The 26,576-nt window shown below is 59.5% G+C and carries 9 protein-coding genes; 2 read left to right on the top strand and 7 right to left on the bottom strand.

Going from position 1 to position 26,576, the window contains the following annotated elements; all coding sequences use genetic code 11:
• Positions 1–241: 241 nt before the first annotated feature.
• From B3N48_RS07050 to B3N48_RS07035, 4 genes are all read right to left on the bottom strand, one after another.
• On the bottom strand, positions 242–625 hold the full coding sequence (locus B3N48_RS07050; RefSeq protein ID WP_296181168.1) for a hypothetical protein: 384 nt from the start codon (positions 623–625) through the stop codon (positions 242–244).
• 102 nt (positions 626–727) lie between these two features.
• Complete coding sequence (locus B3N48_RS07045) at positions 728–1,051, bottom strand: hypothetical protein (protein ID WP_296181166.1); 324 nt, start codon at positions 1,049–1,051, stop codon at positions 728–730.
• A gap of 1 nt (position 1,052) precedes the next feature.
• On the bottom strand, positions 1,053–5,321 hold the full coding sequence (locus B3N48_RS07040) for an RHS repeat-associated core domain-containing protein (RefSeq protein ID WP_296181164.1): 4,269 nt from the start codon (positions 5,319–5,321) through the stop codon (positions 1,053–1,055).
• 470 nt (positions 5,322–5,791) lie between these two features.
• Positions 5,792–10,648 (bottom strand): NAD-glutamate dehydrogenase, encoded by a 4,857-nt coding sequence (locus B3N48_RS07035; RefSeq protein WP_296181161.1) that lies wholly within the window; start codon positions 10,646–10,648, stop codon positions 5,792–5,794.
• Between the two features lie 447 nt (positions 10,649–11,095).
• On the opposite strand from B3N48_RS07035, the gene B3N48_RS07030 reads away from it, so the two are divergent.
• Positions 11,096–11,455: a hypothetical protein gene (locus B3N48_RS07030; protein WP_296181159.1), complete on the top strand. Its 360-nt coding sequence runs from the start codon at positions 11,096–11,098 to the stop codon at positions 11,453–11,455.
• Here B3N48_RS07030 and B3N48_RS07025 read toward each other — a convergent pair.
• The 3 genes from B3N48_RS07025 to B3N48_RS07015 are packed head-to-tail and all read right to left on the bottom strand — an operon-like array spanning position 11,434 to position 25,278.
• Positions 11,434–15,975 (bottom strand): neuraminidase-like domain-containing protein, encoded by a 4,542-nt coding sequence (locus B3N48_RS07025; RefSeq protein WP_296181156.1) that lies wholly within the window; start codon positions 15,973–15,975, stop codon positions 11,434–11,436. The genes B3N48_RS07030 and B3N48_RS07025 overlap by 22 nt on opposite strands.
• Positions 15,976–16,014: 39 nt before the next feature.
• On the bottom strand, positions 16,015–20,235 hold the full coding sequence (locus B3N48_RS07020; RefSeq protein WP_296181154.1) for a neuraminidase-like domain-containing protein: 4,221 nt from the start codon (positions 20,233–20,235) through the stop codon (positions 16,015–16,017).
• A 60-nt stretch (positions 20,236–20,295) separates the two neighbouring features.
• Entirely contained in the window at positions 20,296–25,278 is a 4,983-nt protein-coding gene (locus tag B3N48_RS07015; protein ID WP_296181152.1) for a Tc toxin subunit A, read from the bottom strand.
• A 336-nt stretch (positions 25,279–25,614) separates the two neighbouring features.
• On the opposite strand from B3N48_RS07015, the gene B3N48_RS07010 reads away from it, so the two are divergent.
• Positions 25,615–26,574: an AAA family ATPase gene (locus tag B3N48_RS07010; protein WP_074757176.1), complete on the top strand. Its 960-nt coding sequence runs from the start codon at positions 25,615–25,617 to the stop codon at positions 26,572–26,574.
• The last annotated feature ends 2 nt before the right edge of the window (positions 26,575–26,576 follow it).

Below are 26,576 nucleotides of genomic sequence, written 5' to 3'. Positions count from 1 at the left end.
GAGTTTTCATGAGGTGATACGGGGAACTCCATCATCTGTTCCACGACCCTATCTACCGTAATAGTGCAACCAATCGCGGCCCCAAGTTGCCAGCATCTTTCAAGCAGAATTGTCCAACGCTAACTCTATTTGATAGCGCTTTAGAATATAATCTCCTCAAAAAATATCATGATAAATGAAGTCTATTATACTTATAAGCCTTTGGGAGAGTGCAATGGTCTTGGGCCTATGTGAGGTCGATTTACCAAATGTAAGTTCGACATCCCTGGAAAATCAAGTCTCCGAAGGTCAGAGATACCTCCCACCCATCTCCACGGCTACGAAAAGTTTTATTATCTCCATCAATACTCCAAGTTACCGGGGCGAAATCAATATGCTCCCAATTCGAAATGGCCACATCTTTCACCCATTGGCCCTGTAGGCAGATCACTATGACGTCATAGTTTTTTCCCCAAATTCCCCATTTTTTTACCTCAATGGCTGGCTGCTGTTTCGTATGAAAATTGACACAAAATTTATTTTCGCAATCGAATCCCAGTCTTCCGATTAACAGGTCGTCAATCAGGCCGTTCGGATATAGATACTTTAAGAAATAATTTCTGGAAACAATGTCTATCATGCCCATATTGGCACTCCAAAATTATTCAGGCCGCAGTTGTATCCAATTGTGCCTCTGTACTGCCTGGCAACCTCTTGCTTAGATATATCTTCGCGCCATGCCTAAAAACTAGTCCCCAGGCCGCTCCCAGTATTTCATTATCTCTAATTCCCGCTCAATGTCATCCATATCATCGCTACCCAGCGTGTTATCAAACTTTTCCGAAACTATCCGCCTAATCTTGGCCAATCGACGCGTTATTTGACTTTGATCAATAAAGCGTGTCGTTTCAAGTGCGTAGTCAATCCCCGTTTGCTCGATGGATATAGTGCGTTCGTCGTTATAGTAATATTCAGCAATCTTATTTAAGGAGATTAACAAATATTCAACCTCTTTAATGATTAGTATGGCTTCGCCACCGGAAAGTTCGATCATCTCATTTTTGTCTAGCATTTCATTTCCTTTTAATAAACTCAGGATTGCTTAGCCGCAAATCACCTTTAACAGTTAACTCGAGCCTGTGATATCTGGGATTTCTCACCCATTTGAGTAATTCCTCGGGCGCGTCAGTTTCCACATAGTCACGCCCCTTATTCTTGTCGAGCTGGTATTTGTCTCTCACGGCCACTTCGTTCAGAGGTTTCCTACTCGCGAGTTCAAGGTAGACATTATTGTTGTCATTCGCTTTTATATATCCGCTCTCTTTAATTCCCTTTAGACCATTTCGACTCGTGTAATGCCGAACCCGAACACAACTCCACCCCCACGGATCTACCCACCCCACCGGGTTCGGCGCGTACTGGTACAGGTTCAGTCCGCCCGCCAATCCGATCGGATCGGGGGTGGTGAAGCGGCCTATGTCCGGGTCGTAGTACCTGAAGGTGTTGTAGTGCAGTCCGGTCTCGCGATCAAGGTATTGGCCCTGAAAGCGCAGGTTCTGCTGTTCGAGGAAGTGAGGCTCGCGGGTTTCTTGTGTGGTGTTGCCCCAAGCCAGGTAGCGGGCGTGCCAGACGAGGTGGCCGTCGGGTTCGGTAAGTTGTTCGGGCAGGCCGTTGAGGTCGTTGTGGTAGTAGCGCAGTGTCTGGTGTTCGCCTCGGCCGTCGACGCGGGCCAGGGGTTCGTGGCTGTCGTCGGCGTAGAGGTACAGGGTGGGCAGGCCGTTTTGCGCTTCGTGCAGCAGACGCAGGCCGTCCCAGATGAATGTCGTTTCGCTAAGCATCTGGCCGTTGGGGTGGTGCAGGGTCTTGCCGATGCGCCGGCCCAGCGGGTCGTAGGTCATGCGCACGACGTGGCGGTCGGGGTTTTGCACTTCGATGAGGCGGCTTTCGGCGTCGTAGACGAAGCGTTGCAGGCCGCGCCGGATACTGCGTTTTTCGCTCAGGCGTCCGAAGCTGTCGTAGCGGTAGTGCTTGTCCTGCCAGGTCAGCAATCGGTTATGGGTGACCCGTGTCTTGGCGGATTCGCCGCCCACCAGGTTGGCGGCGGGGTCGTAGGCAAACCGCTCCAGTAACCGGCTGACGCTGTCCTGAGCGGTCATGATCCGGCTGCTGGAGTCGTAGCCGTACAGGGTCTGATGTTCGCCATGCCGCTGCTGCTCGACACGGGCAATGAGGTTGTCGGTCAGGTCGTATTCGTAGGTTTTTGTGCTGTCGGCGGGCAAAGGCCGCGGGCGGCTGTCGTGTCGGCGGGCGCGTGAATGCAGGCGGCCGCTGCGGTCGTAGGCGCTGCGGGTGTGGAGCTGGCCCTGGGTGCGCAGCACTTCGCGGTGCAGGCGATCGCGCTCGACATCGCAAACCACCTGGCCGTCGAGGTTGAGTTGGTGCAGGTGGCCGCTGCTGCCGTAGAGCAAGCGGTTGATCCAGCGCCCGTCGGGGGTTTGGGTCTGGATCAGGTTGCCGAGTTCGTCGTAGCGGTGAAGGACGGTGCCCGATTCGGTCGTTTCGCTGAGCAGTTGGCCAAGGGCGTCATAGACAAAGCTGACGTGGCTTTGCTCACCGTCGAGGGACGTAAACTCGGCGTTGAGTAGCTGATCAAGCCCGTCGTAGGCATACGCCGTGCGGCCATCGTCGGTCACTTTTGCGATCAAACGCCCGACGGCATCGCGCTCGAAGGTGTGAACGATGGCGTCCTGACCCGCCACGTGGGTGATGCCGACCACATTGCCCAGCGCGTCGTATCGATACTGGCGTTGGCTGCCGTCCAGCTCCTGCTGGGCGATCAGCTGATCCGCCGCATCCCAGGCAAACCCGTAGCGTTCGCCGTTTTCGTTGGTCAGCGTTTCGAGTCGGCCATAGGCGTCGTAGCGATACTCAACCGAGCGCTCGTGGGGATCCTGACGCCGCCGCAACCGTCCGCGTCGGTCGTACCCGTAGCGGGTGATTTCCCCGGCGGCGTTGACATAACCGATGAGCAAACCGCTGCCGTCATGCAGAAAACGCTCGACGCGGCCGACCGGTGATTCGCGCAGTTGCAGACGGCCCTGCGCGTCATGCGTGTACTGCGTGCGCTCGCCGAGGGCATCGGTGCGCCGGTCGAGAAACCCGCGCCGGTCATAGCGAAATTCAGTCTTGTAACCCGAGCAGTCCAGGTAATCGGTCAGTTGCCCGAACTCGTTCCAGCGCAGGGTTTTGCGTTTGCCGCTGGCATCAAGAATTTCGATGACCCGCCCGCGCTCGTCGAAGCGATAACGGGTGACATGCCCCAGGGGATCGACTTCGTGGGTGCGATTGCCCCGTGCGTCGTAGCGGTACTGCCACGAGTGGCCGGCGGCGTCGATCTCCACCTTTGGCAGCGACCAGTGTTCCAGCCAGTGGGTGGACTCGATGCGCCCAAGGGGATCCTCGGTTGACGTCAGGTTGCCCGCTTCGTCGTAGGCAAAGGTCCACCGGCCTTGCTGCGGGTCAGTGGCGCTGAGTAGCTGACGCTCGTCGTTCCAGGAGAACTGCCACGTTTGGCCAAGGGAATCGGTGCACCTGGTGATCTGGTGTTGGGCGTTCCAGTGTCGAACGCTGCGGCGATTCAAACCGTCGGTAATGACAGTGACACCAGCCCTCAGGTCATAAGCGAAGCGGTATTCATCCCCGTCATCGGTCCAGTGATGCACGACGCGCCACTCGCGCTCCTCGACCAGTGCCCATTCATAAAAACATCGCAGCCCGCTGGGCAACTGATGCTCGACCATGCGCTGATGGGCGTCATACCTGAACCGCCGCTGCACCTTGCCCAGCGCGTCGCGCACCCGACTCAGATCGCCTTGATCGTCATAGGCGTACGACGCCAATACCTCTGAGGAGGCGTCGTCGAACACCCGCTCGACACGTTCCACCCGCGTCGGCCACTGCGGCGAATAGACCAACCTCACGCGCACCCCATCGAGGGTGTCGTGCAGATGTGCAAGACGTCCGTCGGCGTCGTACAGCAGATGAATACGGTTGTCGTTGCGGTCGCCGAGTTGGCTCAGGCGCAGGCGAGGGGGATGGACGAGGTTGGGCTCGAACAGCCGATACACCCCGTCTTCGCTCTCGATCAGCACCCGCCCATCGTTATGCCGCTTGACCGCCAAGCCTTCGCCCGGACTGAACACTGCGCTCCCCGGCGCCAGCGTGCCCATGTCGATGCGCCGTGCCTGTTCGTCGACATACGTCAGTCGTTCGCCACCTTCTGCGAGGGCCTCGACCTCGACAGCGACTTCAAACGCTACGCTCCATCCGGCGCCGAACAGCCCATCGCGCCGCGCATCCCGACTGCTGTAAAAGCGCTGCCACTCGATCGGCAGCACGCCTGGCAGCACGAAGTCCAGCTCTTCAGCACCGCCCAGGACCTTGGCGCCAGTGCCGGCGTGCACCGGATTCGGCGACCCTGAGACCGCTCGGCCCAGCGCACCGGCCACCGCGCCAACGGCATACCCCGCGGCACCGCCGATCAGCAGGCACGGCAGGTTGCTGACGAATTTCACAGGTCGTCCGCGCAGCAGCATCAACGCCGAAACGGCCAGCCCAATCCCCGGCGTCTTGCCGCTGCGGACGGTCCGCACCACGGCCTTGCCGCCGCCAATGCGCACGTTGGGGGAAATCAGCCCGGAGGCCACCACCGTGGCGTCGCAGGTGCTGCGGTCGCCGCTGCGCACGGCGGGCTGGCCGTTGATGAACACTGTGCTCGACCCTTCGGCGAGGTATTGGCCTGGGGTGCCGGGGTGTTTGCCGCAGGTGATCTGATCATTGGGCAGCGGTACGGCGGCGGGATCGGGGGTCGCGACGGTGGGTCGCCACAGCTCGGAGAAGAAACCAGCGGCCATGTCGAGAAACGTGCCTTCGGGCGCTGCGTCCTCGGGCAAATCAGGCGGCGCGTCGGCAATAGCCCCCGCAGCCCGTGCGGCGGGCAGGCCATTGATGAACACGTCGGGGGAGCCGCTGCTGATGTACGCGCAGACCGTGGGCGGGAACAGGTCGTTGGCGAGGCCCTGGCAGAGTTCGCTCAGATGGCTGTCCGCGCCCGTGACCTGCATGCCCACGGTCACCGCCACGCCCACCACTGCGGCCAGGACGCAGGCGCCTAGTCCTCCCGTGGCAACCGTCACCCCTGCAGCGGCCACGATTGCGGAGGTGACCAGCGCACCGACTGCCACGGTGGCAACCACTTCGAGGGCACCGCCAAACACGTCGGCCAGGACTGAGGTGTGAGCAAGGGCATCGCCCTGACGGGCAGCCCAAAGGGCGTCTGACATTCCGTGTTCCGCGCTAAAAAAACGCGGAATCTAGGGGGTTGAAACGCGTCTGTCTGGGCGCTGAAACACAAAAAGGGGGGACTGCGAGGTTTTCAGAAAGGGACTACAGAGGCGGGTTTGAGGATCTGACTTGGGAGGGAGAAATGGGTGACGTGATGGCGCTACAGAGATGCCCTGCGGGCCCTTCGTGAGCACGCTCACTCCCGGATCTTTTGCATCGTGCCGCAGCCTGAAAGACCCCGTTGTCGGCTTGTTGCTTTCGCTTAAGATCCAGTGCCATGAATCAAAGCCCACCAGTCGGTTTATCAGACCATGGCACGTTGCAAAAAATGTGGGGGTGAGCTTGCTCACGAATGGCGTAAAGCGCATCCATGTGGCCCATCAAGCGAATCTTTTACGTAATCAAGCCATGCACAAAAAAGCCCCGAATCTCTCGACCCGGGGCTTCTCTTTACCACTCAGCTAACGGCTCAAACCACAGCCGTCTGCCCACTCATGGCCAAATCCAGCAGCTCACGGTTGGCCACGGCATACATCGCATAGTCGTTGCCACTCGCTGCACGCAGTTCGACCAGCATGGCGCGCCAGCGCTCGACCATCGAGGCGTGCTGCTCCAGCCACAGATTGAGGCGCTCCTCCACGTCCGCAGGACCGTCAGGCATTTGCAGAACGGAGACCGTGATCGCCCGCTGCTGCCAGTCGATGTCATCCCGGAACGCTTCACGCGCCAGGGCCTGCCAGTTGTTCTCCACCGGCAATGCGCTGATCTGCTGCAAGTACCAGGTCACGTCCAGCGAGCCACCGACCGCGAAGTACACCTTCGCCACGTCTGCCGCATTTTGGCCGGTGACGTCGGAGGCTTCGATGATCGGGAGCAGCGTGTACAGGTGCGTGGTGCCCGCGACCATCCGTGCCAGCAGCTCAGGTACGCCCGCTTCGACGTATTCCTGATAACGCGCCTGCCACACTTCGCGCGGCGGACCTTCGAGCAGCTCGTCCAGCTTCAGGCCTAGCGCTGCAAGGTGCGGCCCGAAGTGCGCGACGTCGCGGCCGGCGTCCAGTTCGTTGCGACGGCTGCGCAGGAACCAGCGGGTGGCGCGACGGCCCAGGCGCATCAGTTCGTCCATCAGCGCCAGTTGGATTTCGGCCGGAACCTTGTAGTCCAGCGCCTCGATCTGACGGAACCAGTGCGGGAGGTGGAAGATGTCACGCACGATCACGTAGGCACCGGCCACGTTGGCCGCACTCATGCCGGTCGACTCTTTGAGTCGCTGCACGAAGGTGATGCCCATGTGGTTGACCAGGTCGTTGGCGATCTGGGTGCTGACGATTTCACGTTTCAAACGGTGGTGCCGCATGGAGTCCGAGAACTTCGCGCCGAGGGACGGCGGGAAGGCGGTTTCCATGTCGCGGGCCAGGTAATCATCGTCCGGGACGCGGGACTCCAGCAGCGCTTCCTTGAGGTCGATCTTGCTGTACGAGATCAGCACCGACAGCTCGGCGCGGGTCAGGCCTTGCTTCTCGGCGACGCGCTCGGCGATCTGATCTTCGGCGGGCAGGAACTCGATGGCGCGGTCCAGCTTGCCACGGGATTCCAGGTCGCTCATCAGGCGCTTGTACTCGGCAATGCGCTCATAGGCACGACGGGCCGCCAGCGACAGGGCTTGCGTCTGCTTGTAGTTGTTGCCGAGCACCAGATTGCCGACTTCGTCGGTCATGCTTTCGAGCAGCAGGTTGCGCTGCTTCTCGGTCATGTCACCGGCCTGCACCACTTCATTGAGCAGGATCTTGATGTTCACTTCGTGGTCGGAGCAGTCCACGCCACCGGCGTTGTCGATGAAGTCGGTGTTGGTCGCACCGCCCAGCAGGCCGAATTCGACGCGGCCCAGTTGGGTCATGCCCAGGTTACCGCCCTCGCCCACCACCTTGCAGCGCAGCTGGTTGCCGTTCACGCGCAGGGCGTCGTTGGCCTTGTCGCCCACGTCGGCGTGGCTCTCGGTGCTGGCCTTGACGTAGGTGCCGATGCCGCCGTTCCACAGCAGGTCAACCGGCGCCTTGAGCAATGCGTGCATCAGCTCGGTCGGGGTCAGTTTGTCGGCGCTGATATCGAAACGCGCTTTCATCTGCGGGGTGATGGTGATGCTCTTCAGGCTGCGCGGGAAGATACCGCCACCTTCGGACATGATGCTGGTGTCGTAGTCGGTCCAGGCCGAACGCGGCAGGTCGAACAGACGCTGACGCTCGGCGAAGCTGCTGGCCGGGTCCGGATTCGGATCGATGAAGATATGCAGGTGGTTGAATGCCGCCACCAGCTGCAGTTTGTCGGACATCAACAGGCCGTTACCGAACACGTCACCGGCCATATCGCCGACACCAATCACGCTGATGCTGTCCTGCTGGACATTGATGCCGCGCTCGCGGAAGTGGCGCTGAACGCCGACCCACGCACCCTTGGCGGTGATGCCCATTTTTTTGTGGTCGTAACCTGCCGAACCACCGGAAGCGAATGCGTCGCCCAGCCAGAAGCCGTAGTCGATGGCGATGCCGTTGGCGATGTCGGAGAAGGTGGCGGTGCCCTTGTCCGCCGCGACCACCAGATACGGGTCATCGTCGTCATGGCGCACGACGTTGGCAGGCGGAACCAGCGCGCCCTCTTTGAGGTTGTCGGTGATGTCCAACAGGCCCGAAATGAAGATGCGGTAGCAGGCGATCGCTTCAGCCTGAATCTCGTCGCGGGTGCCGGTGGTCGGCAGACGACGGGGCAGGAACCCGCCTTTCGCGCCCACGGGCACAATCACCGAGTTCTTCACTTGCTGGGCTTTGACCAGACCCAGGACTTCGGTGCGGAAGTCTTCTTCGCGGTCCGACCAGCGCAGGCCACCACGGGCGACGTTGCCGAAGCGCAGGTGAACGCCTTCGACGCGTGGCGAGTAGACGAAGATTTCGAACTTCGGTACCGGCTTCGGCAGCTCGGGGATCAGCCGCGGATTGAACTTAAAGCTGAAGTAGCTCTTGTTCTGGCCGTTGGCGTCGGTCTGGTAGAAGTTGGTGCGCATGGTCGCCTTGATCAGGTCAAGGTAGCGACGCAGGATGCGGTCTTCGTTGAGCACCTGAACGTCGTCCAGGGCCGAGAGGATCGCGGTTTCCAGACGCTGCTGCATGTCGTCCAGATCGCCACCGGACAGCTTGCGCGCCAGGTAGAAACGGGTCTTGAAAAGCCGGGTCAGCTCACGGGCAATGTCGGCGTGGTTGTTCAGCGTGCTGGCGATGTAGCCCAGGTCGAAGCCCAGACGGATCTGTTTCAGGTAGCGGGCATAGGCGCGCAGCAGCGCCACGTCACGCCATGGCAGCCCGGCGGTCAGCACCAGACGGTTGAACGCGTCGTTCTCCGCTTCCCCGCGGACGATGTGGACGAAGGCGTCCTGCAGCGTGTCGTTGAGCTGTTGCAGGTCCAGCTTCAGGCCTTCGCCGTAGGTGAAAGCGAAGTCATGTATCCAGAACTCGCGACCGTTGGTGTGACGCAGACGATACGGGAATTCACCCAGCACACGCAGGCCGAGGTTTTCCAGAATCGGCAGCACGTCGGACAGCGCCAGCGGGGTGTCGGCGTGGTACAGCTTGCAATGCAGCTGTGCCTTGTCGCCCGACAGCGGCTGATAGAAGCTCATGACCAGCGGGTTGGTCTCGGACAGATTCAACAGGTGCTGCATGTCGACCACAGCGGAATGCGCGGCGAAACGCTCGCGGTAACCGGCCGGGAAGCCTTTCGGGAAGTCAGCCAGCACGTTGGTGCCCTGAGCTTCGCCAAAGCTTTCGATGACCAGACTGGCGTAGTCGTCCTTCCACGAACGGCAGGCCTGGATGACTTCGTTTTCCAGTTGTTGCGGGTCGATGTCGAGGGTGACTTTCGGGTCCACACGCAGGATCAACTGCACACGGGCCAGCACCGACTCGGAGAAGAAGGTCCAGAACTCACAATCGCTGGCCTTCAGGCGCTCCATCAGCACCTGCTGGATCTTCTGGCGCACTTCGGTGGAATAGACGTCACGCGGCACGTAAGCCAGGCAGTAGCAGAAGCGGCCATACGGGTCTTTGCGCAGGAACACGCGGATTTTGTTGCGTTCCTGGATCTGCACGATGGACATGACGGTGGTGAACAATTCATCCACAGGGGTCTGGAACAGATCGTCGCGGGGCAGCACTTCAACGACTTGCGCCAGCTCTTTGCCCAAGTGGGCCTTGGCGTCGAAGCCGGAACGACGCTCGACTTCGGCGACCTTGCGGCGGATGTACGGGATCGCGCGCACGCTTTCGCCATACACCGACGACGTGTAAAGGCCCATGAAGCGGCATTCCTTGGTGACCTTGCCGCTGGCATCGATCTGGCGGATCGACACGTAATCCGGATACGCCGGACGGTGCACGCGGCTTGGCGCGGCGGCCTTGGCGAACGACAGCAGGGTCGGCTCCTGCAGGTAGTTCACTGCATAGCCTTCGATGTGCAGCTCTTCGGTGGTGAGCCCGGCACGCAGCAGTTTGGTCAGGCCAAGAAAGGACGACGGATCGTAGGTCAGTTGGCCGCCTTCGGCGCCACCCTCGACCGTGAACTCTTCGTAGCCGAGGAAGGTGAAGTGGTTGTTCACCAGCCATTCGAGGAACACTTTGACCTCGGCCTTCTCGTCCGGATCGACGTTGTAGTCGATGGCATCGACGCCGGCCAGCAGCTCATGCAGCTTGGCTTTCATCGGTTCGAAGTCTTCGACGGCAACCCGCACTTCGCCCAGCACTTGCTCCAGCTCGCGGGCCAGCACGTTCAGCTCGGCCGCGTTGGCACAGCGGTCGATTTCCAGGTACATCAACGATTCTTGCAGGACGTCGTCACCGGTCGTGCCTTTTGGCAGCAGTTCGACCAGTTGGCCCTTTTCGTCCCGGCGCACGCTCAAGACGGTGGTTTGCAGCGTGTGGATGCTGTAACCGCGGCGATTCAGTTCAGTGCGGACCGAATCGACGAGGAACGGCAGGTCGTGGTGCAACACCTCGACGGCGGTGTGGGTGGATTGCCAGCCGTGACGCTCGTAATCGGGGTTGTAGACGCGCACCTGAGGGGCGCTGTGTTCGAAGCGTTCGAGCAGACGCCATGCTGACAGCGTGCATCCGGCCAGGTCGGACAGCCTGCGCTGGGTCAGTTCGTCGAGGGAAATGATGCCGAAGAATTGATCGGCGAACAGCGCCACTTGTGGCAGTGCCTGTTCACTGATGTGCTGAGCCAGTGCCGCTCGCAGTTGATGCTGAAAGTCGGACTTGCTGGCTGCGGTGAAGAACGCCATCTGTGGTACTCCGCTTGGCTTGGCTTTTATATAGGAGAGATGCGTGTGTCAGGGTCGTGCTGCATGTGTATGCCACGCTTGCGCCTGTTCGATGATAGTCGGCAGATCGTGACAAGGCGCCGTTCGTGACCACATGCCCTAGTAGTAACGCTCGTCGTGTGTGCGTCGTCACATTCGATTGACCCGAATGACGGTCGATGGGCGTCTGCCCAGGCAGGCTCGGCCCATGTCCGTTCATCTGCTGCGCAGCTTAACGAGAGCGGGGCCTGGCCTGCTTGCGACGCTGCGACATATTCGGACATCGGGTTGTAGGGAAATGTTTCGGAGGGGGATTGGGGTTGGTCAGGTAGGCTGGGAACCCCTCAAGCCAACACCAATCAGACAAACCGCGCAAAACACTGGCAAAATCCCTCCCCTGCCCCCGCGCCAAACCAGAGGACTCACGCCATGCACTTGACCACTGACAGCTTCATCTACAACCCCTGCGACGAGGAAGAAGATGACATGGCGCTGGCGTGCTGCCATGCCAGCAACGGCGATTTGTTCCTCCTTGCGCGGTTTCCGGATGAGGATGAAGTCGATATCACGTTCCGCGACGACACCATCCACGTCGATTCGAATCTGAAAGTGAGTTTGAGCGCCACGCAACTCAAGGTCGAAATAGACGCCGAGGATGCCAAGCCCTTCGGTGGGGACACTACGTATGACATCGCCCACACCACCCCGGCCAGCGAACTGGCCGAGCTGGACGCCACACTGAAGATCATCCTCAAGGATGTCGGCACTTACGTGAGCGAAGTGGCCTGACCCCAGACTTCGCCACTTTCGACGGCCGCCACCAGTTTTTCCACGTCGGCGGCGAATGCCTTGCCGCCGTCCACTGCCAGGTAGCGGATGTGCAGAATCACGTCGGTGAGGGTGTCGAGCATGGCTTGTTGATCCTCCGCTTCGTGATGGGGAAAGCTTAACGTCCAGCGTGAGATCGCCCCCGTGCCCTCGAACGGGAAGTAGCGCTCATCGCCGAAATCGAGCTGAAACATGCCGTGATCGTCCACCCCTGTGGAAAGCCCGATCTGCTGATTGGCCCGTGGATTGATCACCAACTGGTCCTGGCGAACGTCATCATCGCCCCCTTCCGGCAGCTCGCCCGCCTGCTGATACAGGTACTTCACGTTACCGATCTGCGGTTTCAGCAGGTACGTGCTGGTCTGCTGGCTCAGCGTCGCGTGAATGTCCTGATACGGCTTGAGCACCACCGGCAGCGATACCGATACCCGGACCAATTGACGCAGGTAGTGCCCTGGATAATCCGCGTCGAAGGTCGAGGACTTGAGCTCAAAGTCGATTTCGCCTTGGGTGCGCAAGGTGTCGAGCACGGCGTCCCAACCGGTGGCCGCGTCGGGCGCCAGGCCTGCGTTGGGGTCGTAATCCTTGAGCAGCGCTTTGAGCGACAGGGTCTTGGTGATTTCGAGGCGGCGCTCATGACGGCTCAGGAACGCCGATTCCATTTGCATCAACCCAAGCTTCAGCGACTCACCCGCTGTCAACCCGAAACGGTTATCCACCCACGCCGATGCTGAAATGAACCGGGTGTCGCGATCGCCGATCTCATACTGCCAGCAGGCTTCGGTGCTCAGGCACAGGGACAACACGGCGTCATAGGCCTGGAAGTACAGCGTGGACATTTGGCTGAGTAACCACTGGTACAAGCCCGCATTGGTCGCGCGCCCCTTAATGAAGGCATACAGCGACTGAGCTTGCTCGCGGGATTTGGTTGCCTGGGCCAGGCTGGTCTGCGCAGACTGCAGCGCCACCTGTTGCGCTTCGATCTGCCGATCCAGCACCTCCAGTTCAAGTTCGGCCTGCCGGGCCTGGTGTTGCCACTCTTCACGGCGACGGGTCTGCATGTCACCGGTCAGCTTCTGCTGAGCGAGTTCGGACAGCACCGCGGCGGCGCCCTCCATCACCTCGGATTCGGCGAACGCTGGCCCGCCCCAGTGCATGCCTCCCGTTGCGCCGCCAAACAGATTGGGCGCCAGGTTGGCCAGGTGTCCTCCGACGCCCATCGTCCGCGCCATCAGGTTGCTGCCCAGTGCGGCATTGCGATCCCTGTGAGCGGAGGCTTCCAGCTCACTGACATCACGACGGATCTGCTCGTCGTAATACTGTTTGCGCGCAACGACCCCCTGCCGGTTCGCCTGGAGTATTTCAATACCCTTGGAGGCTTCGTCGATGGCGTTCTCTTGAAGCTGTTCGGCGAAGGTCGCCAGATCGTCCAGCACATGCCCCTGTTGCAGTTCTTCCTGCTCTGCCCGGCTTCGGGATTCCATGTGGCTGAGCACCTGCTGGGAGAAACGGATCAGGATTTCGACGGCATTCTGCGCCCGCGGCAGCATGGCGCGGAAACGATACGGCGGCACGATGGCCAGTGAGCCCAGACGACGCTGGCTCAAGCTGCTGCCATTTTGCTGGGCGCGCAGCAGGTCCAGCGGATTGGCAGGCACCTCATACAGCGCCAGATGCATCGGTTTGCCATCCAGCGTCAGGTTGTGGCGCAGGTTGCTCAGGCGCAGATCGAGGCTGTCCCACAGGTCAAGCAACTGGGTGTTGACCGGCAGACGAAAAATCGACTGATCCAGCAGCCGCAACCAAGACGCATCACCGCCTTGTAACGGAATCAGACCGGTGAGGCGTTCGGCCATTGACGCCTCCAGCGAGGTAAATGTCTGAGTCTCCTCGGCAGCGGCATCATCCAGCGTCACCGGCTCCCAACGGCTTATGCTGCGCCCCTTGGTCAGCGGCCCGAGCAGCGAGAGCGCGCGAACATAGAGCAGCTTGGCTTCGTTCAGGGTGTCGCGCGTCACCTGACGGTAGAGCATGTCGCCCCAGGCAATCAGGTTGTTCACGTACAGCATGAAAATAGCCTTGCGGTAGTGCGACGGCGCCCCCCGGGCGATGGCATCGGGGTTGGTCAGGCCTTCGAGTTCCACGGCTGGGTTATCCGGCAGCCCCAGTGGGCGGCACGACCAGTAAGGCAGCCAGTCGGTGTCGGCGGGCGGCGGAAACAGCGGCGCCACGCGCATCTGCGGGTTGAACAGCAACTCCAGCCACTGCTGTGCACTGGCGTAGTCAAACTCCTGTTGCAGGCGGGTCGCGATCAGGTGGGGCGCGTGAAAGAAGATTTCCCAGAAATACAGGCCATTGGCGCCGGAAAAGTCGAGGTACACCGGTGCGGTCTGGCCCGGCAGCGGCGGCTCTTGGGTGTGCTGGGTTTCCCATGACAGCGCGCCTTGCAGTGACAGGCTGGCCTGGCGGCTCAGGGCGTTGGCGCAGAGCGTATTCAGGCGCACGCGGACATCTCCCGCGCCGACAGATTTATTTGTCAGGTCCAGGTATTGGGCGCCTGCGTCATTCGTCGGTATCCAGGGAGCCGGCTCCGTCAGCGGTTCGCGAATGACGGTGAAACCGTTCATACCAAACTTCTCCCTGTCACCTGAATCGTCATCCCCACCCCATTGATAGGTCCTTTGAAGTGACGCATCGCTTGGCCACTCGTGATAAAGGGGGGCAGTCCTTGCTCCACCATTGAGCACAAGTTTCTCAGCTCGGCGAAGCCATTCATGGGTGTAATGCGCGAACCCCGACGACATCACTGCGGGTTCGTAATCGACGTCACTAAACTCCTCCTTAAGCCGCTCGTCGTCCCTCCTACCACTCGGCCACTTCAAAACAAAGGGAGTATCCGATGGATCAAACTCACCTGCCGCCCCGATGAACGCGCTCGTAAAATAACGATTCGCCCAAAAACCGCTCTCAACCAGACTAAGGTCGCCATGAGAAAACGAATGAATTTTCTGATCGCGATAATAAAGATCTACACTATCCATAATAACCGTTTGAAAATTGTCTATAACTGTCTCCACTTCCCAATACGTTCCAGAGCTCGCGGTATGGACGGTCCACGTAAACGGCGTTGTTTGGGTTATTAGGCTATAGGTAAACGTAAAACCCCTTATCTTTTTTTCCAAGACTGGCTTTTTGCAGAAACCCTCCAATACCAAACGACCATTGAGCCATTGCGCACCTAATTCTAAATAGTTGTTAATAACCTGTTCACCGTTGCCGGGGGTCGTTGGCGGGTTGGCTCTGTCCCACACCACCGAAGCGATTTTCCAGCTTTTGATATCTGCAGGTTCAATCAAATCCGCACAATACTGAACTCGCCTGACATCCGGCCCGGCCATGTAGTTGAGAATGCCTGACAGGCCTTCGGTGTTGTCGAGCGGCTTTATGAAGCGATCAAATACCAGAACAGTGTTCAATGATTCGGCAAAACCTTTCGCTTCGAAATTCACCAACAGCCGGGCGCCGTCATTGTCACGATGATCGACGCTGGCCATCATGCGATAGCCTTTGGTCACATGGAACATACTGTCAAGCTCGTTGGCGAATAGCTCATCCGGCGCCTGGCCCCTGTGCAGCTCTATCGGCACACTCCAGCTGTCATCCAGCCGGCGATACGCCAGGTTGATGACATACTCGAAGGTTCCGGTCTTTTTGCCTTCCTTATCCACCACCGCCTTGCCACTTTGCGCCCACACCACATACAGCCGGCCATCCATGACCACTGGCCGGCAGTGCTTGACCTGCGCCCCGGTAATCGCGTCGACAGGTTTCCATTCGGTCCAGCCCGCCATCTGCGCTTTATCGGCCCCCTCACTTTTATACAGATGGGATTTGCGCCAGTAGAACGCGAACGGCTCGGTGCGTTGTCGACCGAGGAAGTAATAATCGGCGTTGATGAACTTCGTGTCGTTGACGTAGCACGCGACCGTTTCCAGGTTGCTCACCGTCTCGAACGCCTGCAGATAATTACCCAGCGCCTTCTGCACGGTGTCTTCGCTCAAACGTGCCTGGGAAAGTTCGGATTCGAAGGTCTTGAACATCGACGTCTTGTCCAGCCGCAGAGCTGGTTGCAGGTAGTTCTCCGGGTAGTCCTCCAGCATCTGGTAACCGGCCCACTGGCTATACTGGGACATGCCGTCGCGCCACAACGTCAGGGTGTCCTGGCCGACGCTGCCGTAGCCCGGTTCCATGCCGTTGTAGATCGCATGAATGTGCTGCTGCACGCTCGCGATGCCCTGCGCGACGCGACTGGTATCGACCTGAGCGGTGACCTGGTTGTCGATCAGCAGGTACTCATACAGATCGTTTTCAGTCAGCACCCGCGTTTGCCGCTCGGCCTGAGGCACCAGTTGCCCCAGGTACCAGGCGACCAGCGCATCGCGCCGTTGTTGTTCCAGAACCCCAATGATTGACTGGTCCATGGTGCATTCCTCATCGTCCATTGATGTGTGTGATCAGGCTCAGGAAGCAGGCAATGACCTGGTCTGTACCGGTTGGCTGCGGGTCTGCTGACGTCGGCCCGGGATCAGACCCTTGATCTGCTCGGCAAACGGCTTGCCACCGTCGGTCGCGTAATAGCGCACGTGCACGATGATGTCCTGCAGACCCTCCAGCAACGACTGCTGTGCGGCGCTTGCATGGCGGGGAAACGCCAGCGTCCAGCCTGATACCGCACCTGTGCCTTCGAACGGCAGATAGCGCTCATCGCCTGGCCTGAGTCCGGACATGCCGGCGTCTTCAAGGTCGCCAGAGATTGCCATCTGCTGACTGATGCGCGGGTTGCTGATCACATAGCGCGGATCGACATCGTCCTGCCCGTCGTCCAACTCCTGAGCCTGCTGATACATGTACTTGCTGCCGCCAAGATCTGGCTTGAGCAGGTAGCTGCTGGCCGTCTGGGTGAGCATCACTCGAGCGTTTTCATAAGGGCCGAGCACGCCAGGCAACGACACCGACACCTGAGCGAGCTGGCGCAGGTAATGACCGGGGTAGTCCTGATCGAACAACGAAGGCTTGAGCGTGAACTCGATCGCACCGCTGCTGCGCAAGGTGGCAATGACCGCCGCCCAGCCCGTGGAAGCGTCTTCGCTCTGATAGTCCTGCAGCAGCCGCCGCAACGAGACGGTCTTGACCAGCGACAGGCGCCGCTCGTTGCGCACCAGGTACGCCGACTCCATCTGCAACAGGCCCAGACTCAGGCTCTCGCCAGCAGTCAGGCCGTGACGGTTATCGACCCAGGCGTTCACCGGGATGAACGTGGTCTGAGGGTCGCCGATCTCGTGCTGCCAGGTCGATTCAGTGGCCAGACACAACGACAGCACCGCGTCGTACGCCTGGAAATACAGCGTCGACAACTGCCCCAGCAACCAGCGATACAAGGCCGCATTCGTGGCACGGTTCTGCATGAAGGCGTACAGGGTCTGGGCCTGTTCGCGCATCTTCAACGAGCGCTCGCGTTTGGTCTGCGCCGTTTTGATCAGCATCTGATGCTGCTCGATTTGCCGCTGCACCGATTCGAGCTGATGCTGCGCCTGCCCCTTGAGCATCGCCCACTCGTCACGGCGTCGGGCGTGAGCGTCGGCCCGCAGGGCTCGTTCGGCATTGTCCGAGTACAAAGTCCCCATGGCCTCGAACACCGACGCCACGCTCCAGAACGGACCGCTCCAGTTCCAGCCACCCGGGACCGGCACCGGTACAGGGCCCGGTGTGAAAGTGATGGTGTTGGGCGCCGTGCCCAAGGCATGTCCCGTGGCTCGAAACCCGGCAGCGGCCATACGCGCCAGCGTCGCGTCCAGCAGCAGACCCTCCGCGATGCGCTCGGCATCGCTGACGTCACGGGCAAGCAACTGATCGTAATAGTCGATCTGGGTCTGGATCTGATCGCCGTTGGCGGAGGCGACGTCCAGCGCCTTGCGGGCCTGCTCGATCGCCAGTGCATCCAGCTGCTCGACAAAAGCCGCCAGCTCGATGACATGACTCTGCGAGAGCGCTTCCTGATCAGCCCGCTCCTGCGACTGCATGGCCTGACGCACCTGATCCCCGGTGCGGATGAGGATTTCCACGGCATCGCGGGCGCGCGGCAGCAGGGTTGAGAACCGGTAAGGCGGTACGCTGCCCTGCCCGCCCAGACGCCGCAGCGATGTCGCACTCCCGGCCAGTTGGGCACGCAACAAGTCCAGCGGATTGGCCGGGGTTTCATACAGGGCCAGTGACAGCGGCTGACCATCGAGCGACAGGTTGTTGCGCAGATTGAACAGGCGCTCATCGAGTTGATCCCACAGGTCCAGCAACCGCGTATTGACCGGCAAGCGAAACCACGGAGCGTCGATCAGGTTCAACCAGGGCGCCTCTTCAACCCTGCGCGGGGTGTCGCGTTGCAGCCCTTCAAAAGCAGAGGCTTCAAACCCGTTGAACGTCTGATCCTGATAACTGGCTGCGTCCTCCAGCGACATCGGTGCCCACTGGCTGATGCTGCGCCCCTTGGACAACGGCCCCAGCAACGACAGCGCGCGCACGTAATGCAGCTTCGCCTCGTTCAACGTGTCACGGGTGACCTGCCGATACAGCGAATCGCCCATGGCAATGAGGTTGTCCACATAGAGCATGAAAATCGCTTTGCGATAGTGCGACGGCGCGCCATAGGCGATTGCGTCGGGATCGCGCGGCGCGGCGACATCACGCAGCGGGTCGTCAGCAAACCCCAACGGGCGGCTGGTCCAGTAAGGCTGCCATTGCACCTCTTCGGGCGGCGGATACAACGGCGCCACGCGCACCTGAGGGTTGAACAGGTAATTGAGCCACTGTTCGGCGCCCGAATAGTCGAATGACTGATGCAGGCGCCAGGCCGCCAGGTGCGGCACATGGAAGAAGATTTCCCAGAAATAAAGGCCATTGGCGCCATTGAAATCGACGTTGACTGGCGCGGTGCTGCCTGGGATCGGCGGCTCCTGGGTGTGCTGGGTTTCCCAGCCCAGCACACCCGCCAGCGAGCGTTCGGCCTTGCGCACCAGCTCGCCAGCGAACGTGGTGTTGAGGCGCACGTAGCGCAGGTTGGGAAGTTCAAGGCCGGCGAGGTCGAGGAACAGGCCGCCGTCAGCCGTCTTGATGAGGGTGGGGATTACCTCGGAACGTTGTTGGCGAACGCTGATGAACTGGCTATAACCCAGGCCGGTACTCTCATCCGGATTACCCAGATGCAGGGGATCTGTATTCTCGGCGTAGTTACCCCAATCCATCCCGTTCTTCGAATGACCGCGAGCCGAACCGTTGAACGTCATGGAAAATTCGGTGCGAGGACCATTTCTCCAGATGCCGAGTTCTGCCTTCAAAGGCACCAGACCGAACTCGCCTGGGATGTAAAACCGGTGCTCGCACCGGCCCTCGCCATGCAGTATCAAAGACCCCGTCGTCATCCTGAGTTTGACGTCGAACTCAAGATACCGACTCAAACGTCCTTCCAGGTTATTGCCCTCGGGATTGAACGTGACGCTCTTGAGCGTCCAGACCTTCCCACCGGCATCGGTTCCCACCGTAAGATACTGCGCGCCCCTTGCGCCTCCTTTCGATTGAGCGACCAGAGAACGCATCAGCGTCTTAAGCTCTGCCCCTTCAGGATCGGAAAATGGGTTCCAGTGCGGATTCAGTTGCAGCACGAACCCTGGCGCGTACACCGGCTTGTCGGGGGACTGCTCCGGCTGTATGAATGCCACCACCAACCCTCGTTTCGAGCCTGGTCGATCGTCGCGGGTGGCGATCAGCACATAACCGCTGTGTTCAAGGTTTGCGAGCGCCCCCATGGTTTGTTCACGTAGACAGATCGATGAACTCCACTGCCCATCGGCCCTCAAATAGCTGACGTTCAGCCGGTACACAAAGGTGTCCGCGATCGGTTTGTCATTTGCGTCCAGCGCTTCGCGCACCTGCTCCAGCCACACCAGATGCAACCGCCCCGCCACCACGGCGGCTCGCACATGGGTCACCGTACCCGCGGCTTTTACATCGATTTTCTTCCACTCGGCCCAGGCCGAGGGCGGGACATGGGTGCTGTTGTCGCCCAGGTCCAGCGCCGCCTTGCGCCAGTAATACTGCGACGGATCGGTAGGAGAACGGCCGATGAAGTAATAATCGGCCCGGCGAAAGTTTTCCCCGTCGATGTAGCAGCACACGGTGTCCAGATTGCTGACGTCTTCGAACCGGGTCAGGTAATTGCCCAACGCCTTCTGCACGTTATCCGGCGTCAACCGAGCCTGCGCCAGCTCACTCTCGAACGCCTCGAACGCCTCGGTCTTGCCCAGGCGCAACGAAGGGTCAAGGTAGTTTTCCGGGTAGTCGACCAGCATCTGATACCCCGCCCAGCTGCTGTATTGGCTCATCGCCTCATGCCACTGCTGCATCGACTGCTGATGCTGCGCGGTATCCCCCAGCTCCCCGAAACCGGGCTCCATGCCGTTGTAGATGGCATGGATGTGCTGCTGAACACTGGCAATGCCCTGAGCCACGCGACTGGTGTCGACCTCGGCGCTGACCTGATTGTCGATCAGCAGGTATTCGTAGAGGTCGTCAGGGGTGATGATGTTCTCGGGCGCGCTGGAGTCTTCGTTGGGGACGAGTTGGCCGAGGTAATAGGCGACGAGGGCGTCGCGGTGGGCTTCGGACAACTCGCGAATAACAATGCCGGGCATGATAAGTTCATCCTTGACGTGAGGTGCACCTTCGCAGTTTTTATAACAGTCGATGACTCACTAAAAGAGAATGACCGCATCGACAACTTCTTGGATCACAATATAACCGTCAGCGGAAATGACGCGTTCTGCATTGACGAGATCACCACTACTTATGATCCCTCCAGCACCTTTAGGCGGGCCATAGTTAATGTTGTATCCCATCCCCATACGGTAAGTGCTCGTAGGCTCGAGGACATGGCTTATATCTTTCTCTACAGAGAACCCTACCGCCGGAACAGTAATCCGGTTGGTGCGTTCAACGGCAATTCTTTCCGAATCATAGCCAGAAATTACCGAAGGAAACCCTAACGGCACATACCACAACTGCCCTAACAAATCAGTTTGGGCCCGCCAATGCCACGCTCGCCCTAAGGTCATGACCACGCCTTTTCGGTAATTGACTTCCAAAGGCTCTCCATTTAATGACTTCACCCTCAAGTCAAGCTTCCCAAACTTACCCATGGTCCAGGCAACTGAATGGAAGCTGCCGGTTGAAATGACAAAGTCTTTTCCCTCCGAAGGGATCGAAACCCACTGATCAATGTCATTGATGTTGACGCCAATCAGTTCAGGAGCAGCACCTATACTTTCCAACATGACGACGGTGTCCGGAATAGGGTTCCCGCCATCATCCAAGGCTTTGATATGCAGCTTGTACTCTGCACCGTAGGTGAGAAGGTCAGGCACAAGCTCATCCCGAGGGCCTTCCAATGTGCCGACCAACGTGCACCACGGGCCAGCGAATATGGTGAAACTCTTCTCAGCCTTACCGACCCGTGCAATGATTTCATGCTCACCCAAAGCAAACTTCGAACTGTATTCAGCTTTCCCGGTGATGCCAGCAGAATAAGTCTCCGCTTTTTGAACACCATCGATACTCCACTGGACCGGTGTCCTGGGGGGGATCTGTCCATCGACCTCAAGAAACACGGAGAAGACAATCGGGTCCGGACTCCCCACGGTATATCGATCACTTGAAAGCTCAGCTCTAACGATCTTCACCTGTTCATACATCTGCGTTTGTTCACTGCTCTTATCTTCGACACCCTCGCTTTTGGCGGTAATGACCACCACCCCCGAAACTGAGGCTTTGAACACCGCCACCGCTCGGCCCTCGCTATCGGTCGCCGAGGCAGACGTGAGTAATGAATTTTTATCTGCTGACCACTTGACTTCAGTCCCTTCGGCAACCGGCGAACCGTCCAGCTCGACAAGTCGGCATTCGATATCAACCTCTTCGCCCACTAGCACGGTATTCAGGAATCTAACGTACTGAAAATAAGGCTTGCTGATGAATTCAACAGGGCGAAACACCCAAGGCGAATGATTTCTATAGTGCGCTATCACATGAGCCGTTCCGGCTGGCTTGCTGCGTAATTCGGCCCTTGTGAACCCGGACCCATCCGTAATAGTTTGATAGCGCTGAAACTCACCCAAGCTCGCCACCCATTCCACCATTCGATCATTCGCCTTGTTTCCATAATCGTCGACCATCGATACCGAGAAGTAGATCGGCTCCAATTTATTGGACAGCGCGCTGGAGGGCTCGTAAGCCCCTTCGATGAAATGAATACTGTCCTCATCGCAATCAATAGCGACGACAGGCGCCTTGAGCAGCTCTCCAAGCCCGTAACGGGCCTCGACATTAGCGACCCCCATCGTGGTGCCGCTATGCAGCACGACACTGCTGAGCCCGTCTTGATCTGTAAGGGTCTGCGAAACGTCCAGCTCACCCAGATTGGAACTCCAACGAACCGTGATGCCCTCGAAGGGCTCGTCCATTGAATCGCGCAGGGAAATGGTGAACGTGGCTGAATCCTCAGGGCGATTGGCGACCAAATAATCCGGCTGCACATTGATCACGCTGGAAATGCTTTGTCCCACTTCTCCCGCACCAATAGTTGGCAGTGGCTGAGCAAGGCACACGAGGGCCATCTCCGCAGCCTGTTGATAGGCCTCTTTGGGGCTGATCGGCGTCAGATGACCCAATACTAGCAGCGACTTGGCATCGAGGCCGGTGTGCAGCCCCAGCAGGCAAATCCGCGCCAGGGTATCGAACTCTTTGAGCGTGGAAACTACCCCTTCCGTGTTAAGGGCAAATACAACTTCCAACACTTCGCGCACGCCCCAGCGCAGGAGACCACCCAACTTGCTGGCGGCGCTGTCACGGATCAGGCGTTTGTCTGCGTCCGTAGCACCACCCCAGAGCGAGTGGATCAGGCGGAAGTAATCGAGCAACGTGTCTTCGTTTTGGTCGCTCAGCTGCAGCAAGGTGGCGTACTGGCTGGTGAAATAAACCAAGGGTAGCGACAACTGCGTGCTGGTCACGCCGAACCAGTCTGGGTGATTGATCACCTGTGTGATGAACGTCGGGCTCAGTTGCAGATGATTGGCAAGTACACTCCGCTTCGAAAGCGCATCAAGCACCAACAACACGTCATCGCCAATCTCCACTGTTCCAGCGGCATTCACGCCAAAGACCCGCAGCACCTCCTTGAGCAACTGAAAGCGGTCGCCATCCGTCCAGAACAACAGGGCCTTGGCGATATCCGGAGAGGTGCTCAAGTAGCCCGCAAGCTCTTCCATCAATAGCGCCTCTTGAGCACCCCGAGCGCGCATGATCATATTTGTGATTTTAGGGTGCAGTTCCGCCACTGACAGCCCCTTGGCTTCGATGACTAGCTCGACCCTGCGGCTCAGTGCACTCTCGAAGCTCTCCTCCGTTTCCCCGGGCAGGTATTTCACTAGCCCTCTAGCATTGGTCTCAGAGTTCCCGCTGTCGATGAAATTATTCAGCTCGTCGATCCAGTCGATGACCTGACTCGCATAACGCTCTACCCCCTCTGAATCATGTTCCAGCGTCACCGATACATCCGGAGCACCCACCTGCGCAAAACTGCTTTCTGTGACAAGTGCGGACCTCAGGCGAGTCTGTATCTGTTGCAAAAGCCCCAGTTCGGCGTCTGTGGCCACAGGCTGAGTTGCAGAGGGCAGCACCAGCCGGCACAGCTGCGCGACCGACCAGCGGTGTTCCGTTACCCAATGGGAGGCGTCCACCAGCGCATGAATCACGCTCAGGGTATCGGTGTTGGCGGACGCGTGATGCGAGGCAATCTGTGTGGTACCGGCCAGTTTGGCCACCAATCGGCTGCCGCCGTCGTCCAACAGCTCCAGCAGCGCCAGCGCTTCAATGGTGCTCAGACCCACATAACGCGGTAGGCGTACCAGCCGGTAAAACGCCGACACCACCTCTCGCGACCAGCGCAAAGATCCGCCAGCGTAAGTTTGCTCCACGACCCTGGCGACGTAACGCCAGGTTTCAAAGGTCATGCCCAATGCGGCGCAGAGGTGATCGATTTTCTGCCGCTCGGCTTCGGTCCCGGGGAGTGCTGTGAACGGCTCACCGTCGAGACTGAGCGGGATGGAAAACAGCGCCTGGCTATTGAACACACGATCGAATTGCGAGGCTGTCTTGCCACGTCCGTGGACGTTGAGCCCGTACAACAGCGCCGCAAAGTCCTCGGCAGCCACGTCATACTGCTGGCGCAGGATCTGGAACAATCCCAGCGCGCGCAGAGTATTTTCCGTAATCAGCCAAGGATTGACCGTTTCAGCATTCACTCGACGGGTGGCCTGTGCCGCATGCCGCTCCCCTTGCATCGACGCCACCAGCAGTTGATCGACTTCATCGAAGGGCAGTTCCAACCACCGTGCCAGGCGGATCATGCGGTTCATGCGGTCGACGCGATCCGGGGTCAGGTGGGTGATGCGGTGCTGCGCGCCTGTGGATTTTTCGGCATCGGCAGGCAGGGTTTCGATGCCCATGGCCGGCGACTGGCCTGCGTTGATATAGACCGAGCCTGACTGACTGGCGTCGACCTCTCCCTCGCCTGTGACGTTCGCGGACCGGCTGGGGGCAAATGCGCCCACACTCAGTAGCGCTTCCAGCTCCTCAGTGCTCAAGCCCGTGCGCAGGCAAAAGGTCTGGGTGTCCTCCAGCTCGATGAAACCGCCCACGCCGAAATTGTCGAGGTAGAACGTCGTGGGTGCGTCAGCATCGGCTTTGGTCATCAAGTGCGTACGCGGGTCGATGCGCCAGTCCGTGGTGCCCAGCGGATGCCCGGCGCCATCGGCAGCAGGGAAGTAAGGCGCCTCCAGCAGCAAACCTTGCTGAACGGGGCCCAGGCCGGTGTCCTGAATCAATGCCGTGTCGGAGAGCAACGAGTGAACACCCGGCTCCTTGAAATAGGGATACGCAGGATCGGCCACTCGAATGACATCACCCAGCGTTCTGTCCTTGCGCCCCAGCGCGTAATTGATCTGGCTGGTGTAGCGCTCGAACGGCAGCGCATTGGGGTAGCGGGCTTCGAGCAGCGCGTCATCGACGGATTTTTCATCGAGGCCGATTCCGTCCAGATGCGTGCGAATCGACTTCTCCAGGATCTCGTTGACGAGCACGATGGTCGGCTCGACCCGGTTCAGCGCGGTGTGGTCCAGCACCAGATCCTTGAGGTCGGGCCGACGCTGATCGAGCGTGATAACTTCGTCTTTTTTGCCGGTAGCCTCCAGGTCTTTGGCGTAACGGTACAGATCGGCCAGATAGGCGACTGGCGAGGTCGTGGCCTCTATGGCATCCGGCGGGCAATGATTGGCCCAGTCCGGGTTGAACATGTCGGTGTAGGTCGGGCCGTCCACCAGCCCCTTGATGCCGGTCGGTGGCCGGTTGGCCTGACGCACCGATGCAGTCAGGCGTTGCTCGCGGAACTGCCGGGCAATGACCACGGACATGGCCTGGGCCCGGGCGTGCAGATCGCGCGCCTCGCTGATGTGCATCTGCGGGTTCTGCTCCATCAACCTGGGGATGCCGGCGTTGGCCAGGCTCATGACCGAGCTGAACTGTTCGGATAACGTAGACGTGCTGACGGTCTGCCGAGCACCCTTGAGCAGAATATCCAGCGCGGAAACGGACTTGGACGCAGGTTTACCGGTTTTTTTGGCCATGGCAGTGACTCATCCTGAGGTGATGCTTCCTTGAATGGGTCACTGCACAAGGCCCTGTGAAAAGCTAAGCACGGCTCAGGGAAACCTGCGGAGCACATCGGACCAGCGGCCCACTCGAACGAGGCCCCTCGATTCACGTCACTACGGGTCAGCCGCGCGGCGGCAGGCGGAAAGCCCGCAACTGTCAGACACTTCTCGTTTTTACCCGGTAAACGTCTCGAAACGCTGAAAAAACCCTTTGGCTGGTTAGTCGGCAACCCTCCGATGCTTTAAAGTAACGCCCCCAGCTTCAGCGCCGTCTTGGCGCTGCGCCTACCCTGCCAGGAACCGTCATCGATGGAACATCGTGAAGCGTTGATCGCGCTGCGAACCTTTCTTTCCACCCAGATTCTCGGGCAGGAGAAACTGGTCGAGCGCTTGCTGATCGCTCTGCTTGCCGATGGCCACATGTTGGTCGAGGGCGCGCCAGGTCTGGCCAAGACCAAGGCGATCAAGGAGCTGGCCGAAGGCATCGAAGCCGAATTTCATCGCATTCAGTTCACCCCCGACCTGCTGCCCGCCGACATCACCGGCACCGAGATCTATCGCCCGGAAACCGGCAGCTTCGTCTTCCAACAGGGTCCGATCTTCCACAACCTGGTGCTGGCGGACGAAATCAACCGCGCGCCGGCCAAGGTGCAATCGGCGCTACTGGAGGCCATGGCCGAGCGTCAGGTCAGCGTCGGACGCAGCACGTACGATCTGTCGCCGCTGTTTCTGGTGATGGCCACGCAGAACCCTATCGAGCAGGAAGGCACCTATCCCCTGCCGGAAGCCCAGCTCGACCGCTTTCTGATGCACGTAAAGATCGGCTTCCCGGACGCCAACGTCGAACGCAAGATTCTCCAGCAGGCGCGGGGCGAGGCGTTGAATGGCGAAACCAAACCTGAACGACGGGTCACTCAGCAAGCGATTTTCGCCGCGCGCAAGGAAATCCTCGGGCTGTACATGGCTGACGCGGTGGAGGAATACCTCGTGCAACTGGTCATGGCGACCCGCACCCCGGCCAAGTTCGACGCAGAACTCGCCGAGTGGATCGGCTACGGCGCCAGCCCTCGCGGTTCGATTTCCCTGGACCGCTGCGCCCGCGCCCACGCCTGGCTGGCGGGTCGCGATTTCGTCAGCCCCGAAGACATTCAGGCGATGGTGTTCGACGTGCTGCGCCATCGCATCATTCTGTCGTTCGAAGCCGAGGCGGCGGGCATCGATCAGGACCGCGTGATCCAGCGCATTCTTGACGTCGTCGCCGTTGCCTGACC

It is taken from the genome of Pseudomonas sp. UBA1879 (genome assembly GCF_002338065.1).
Classification (GTDB): domain Bacteria; phylum Pseudomonadota; class Gammaproteobacteria; order Pseudomonadales; family Pseudomonadaceae; genus Aquipseudomonas.
Note: the sequence above shows the minus strand (reverse complement) of the source record. Positions and strands in the feature narration are given on the sequence as shown.